Origin of the sequence: Mesorhizobium sp. M7A.F.Ca.US.002.01.1.1 (assembly GCF_004022955.1) — a bacterium.
In the GTDB taxonomy this organism is placed as follows: domain Bacteria; phylum Pseudomonadota; class Alphaproteobacteria; order Rhizobiales; family Rhizobiaceae; genus Mesorhizobium; species Mesorhizobium ciceri.
Window position 1 is genome coordinate 1 of the sequence record NZ_RZQE01000678.1, and the last position, 2,491, is coordinate 2,491.

Consider the following 2,491-nt stretch of genomic DNA (forward strand, 5'->3'; position numbering starts at 1 on the left):
CTGATGAGGAAGCCGGCGTTACGATGGTGGGGCGGGGCCAGGACTTCGTGTACGTCGGGATTTGCTCAAGCAGGGGCTCCGAGTTCGCCGGGATCTCGTACAGCGGGGAAGTTGAGTGAACCCCTGTTGACTTGAGGGCGCGAACGCTGCTGTTTTGGGTCGCAAAGCCGCCCGACGGCTAGCGGTGCAAGAAGGGCGAAAAAAGCGGACTTTTGTCGAGATATTTAGGGCAAACTGAAGCAATCCGTGGGACCGCACACCGCCGATCAATGTCTGGATCTCTTAAGACGCTGGTGCGCGCGAACTCGGCAGATGCAAACTTGTGTCTCCAGATCGGTGTTCGACTATCCGGCTAAGGTTGCGCCCAGTCGCTTGGAAATCGAAACAATCCAGGCTCGCAGCTCAGGACCAAAAGGCTTCTCAAGAATGGCCCGATCCCAAGCCAAAAAATAAGGTTCCGGCAGCCTGATCCGCTTGTCGAACGGGGCGACGAGCCTGCCCGACGCGATATCGTCGGCAGCCATCGACAGTTGCGCCAGCACAAAGCCCCTTCCGTTGGCCGCCGCATCGATCGCCGCGCTCGACAGGGAAAAGGCCACTTCGCCGGATGTTCTGCGGTGCACCGCGCCGATGCTTGCGGCCCATTCCGCCCATGTCGGCGGCGAGCGGTGATCGCGGGCCCATTCGATGCTGAGAAGCGGCAGATCGAGAATATCGGCGGGCTTGCCGACCGGATGTTTCGCCAGCAGCGTCGGCGAGCAGGCCGGCACCACCCAGTCGGTGAACAGTTCGGTGTAGTGCTCGAAATCACGATATTTCGTGCCGTACGAAATACGGAAGTCAACTTGTTCGGCGCCCAGCCTTGGCTCCGTCTCGGCGCCCACCAGCCGCACGGTCGCGCCGGGGTGGTCGACCTGCCAATCCAGGAGCTGCGGGCCGATCCATTTGCTGGCCAACGACGGCAGGCAGGAGATGGTCAAAGTGTCCGCGGACCGGGCCTGTTCGATGAGATCCTGGGCGTCGCGAATGTGTTCGAAGCCGACGGCAACCGCTGCGTGGTAAACGCGGCCCAGCGCGGTAAGGGCGACACTCCTGCCGCGCCGTTCCAAAAGCCGCGCCTCCAGGGCGTCTTCGGCCTTGCGGATCTGCTGGCTGACCGCGCCGACGGAGACGCCGAGTTCGTTGGCGGCCGCCGTCACACTGCCACGCCTCCCGAAAGCCTCGAAGGCCTGTATCGCACGCAGTGGGGGCGTCTTCTTCACCTGGGCAACGATCCTGGGGTCAGCTTGATTTAGTTTTTCTAAAATAGAACGCAGATGCAAGCCCTATGTCGTCCCAGGCCCGCAAGATATTCGTTTAGGCGTCACAAGCTCGGGAGGACGCCATGTTTCTTCGAAACTGCTGGTACGTTGCCGCATGGGACCATGAGGTCGCCGACAGGCTGGTGCCGACCCGGATACTTGGCGAGGATATTGTCCTCTACCGCCGGACCGATGGCGTGGTGGCGGCGCTCGAGGATGCCTGTCCCCACCGCAAGCTGCCGCTGTCCATGGGCCGCATCAAGGGCGACACTGTCGAATGCGGCTATCACGGGCTGACCTTCGACAGCACCGGAACCTGTACGCGCGTGCCCGGTGCTGAAAAGATACCGCATGTGGCATGCGTTCGTTCCTATCCGATCGCCGAACGTTACGGGCTGCTGTGGATATGGATGGGCGAAGCGGCAAAGGCCGACCCCGCGCTGATTTTCGCGGTCGACCACTGGGGCGATCCGGCATGGGGCGTCAATCGCGGCGAGTCCATGGCGCTCGATTGCAACTACCTCTACATGACCGACAACCTGCTCGACCCCTCGCATGTGTCTTGGGTCCACCAGTCCTCCTTCGGCGGCGTTCAGGCGATGGAGGATGCGCCACTCGAAACCACCGTAGGCGCGGACGGCGTGACCGTGTGGCGCTGGGTGGTCGATGCCGCGCCGGCGCCCTTCTATGCGCCTTTCCTCAAATTCTCAGGCAATTGCGACCGCAAGCAGCACTACGAAGTGCGCTACCCCTCCAACGCCATCATCAAGGCGATCTTCGTGCCGGCCCGCACCGGCGGCGAGGGCAAGCCGCTGCACGAGGACGTGTTCCTCATGGACAGCTACAACTTCATGACGCCGGTCGATGAGAACCAGACGAAATATTACTGGTTCCAGATGCGCAATTTCGCCCCCGACGATTTGGAGGTTTCCCGCCAGTTCGCCACCTCTGTGCGCGGCGCCTTCGACGAGGACCGCACCGTGCTCAATGCCGTGCACAAGGGCATGGCAAACAAGCGCACGCCCAATCTCGATCTGAAGATAGATGTCGGACCGCTGCGCTTTCGCCGGAACCTGGCCAAGCTGATCGCCAGCGAGAGCCAGCAATTGGCAGCTGCCGAATGAATGCATTCACCGCTCGCGACACCATCGCAAGAAGCGGATTTCGCGACCTGAAAGTGGTCGCGAAGG

The 2,491-nt window shown here is 61.8% G+C and carries 2 protein-coding genes; one reads left to right on the plus strand and one right to left on the minus strand.

The genetic code is table 11. The annotated features are described in order from the left end of the window. Positions 1–344: 344 nt before the first annotated feature. Positions 345–1,244: a LysR substrate-binding domain-containing protein gene (locus EN932_RS33905; RefSeq protein WP_164747153.1), complete on the minus strand. Its 900-nt coding sequence runs from the start codon at positions 1,242–1,244 to the stop codon at positions 345–347. 140 nt (positions 1,245–1,384) lie between these two features. Here EN932_RS33905 and EN932_RS33910 point away from each other — a divergent pair, with 140 nt between their 5' ends. Continuing rightward, positions 1,385–2,425 carry an aromatic ring-hydroxylating dioxygenase subunit alpha gene (locus EN932_RS33910; protein ID WP_013530418.1) on the plus strand — a complete coding sequence of 347 codons (1,041 nt, stop codon included), beginning with the start codon at positions 1,385–1,387 and terminating at the stop codon, positions 2,423–2,425. The last annotated feature ends 66 nt before the right edge of the window (positions 2,426–2,491 follow it).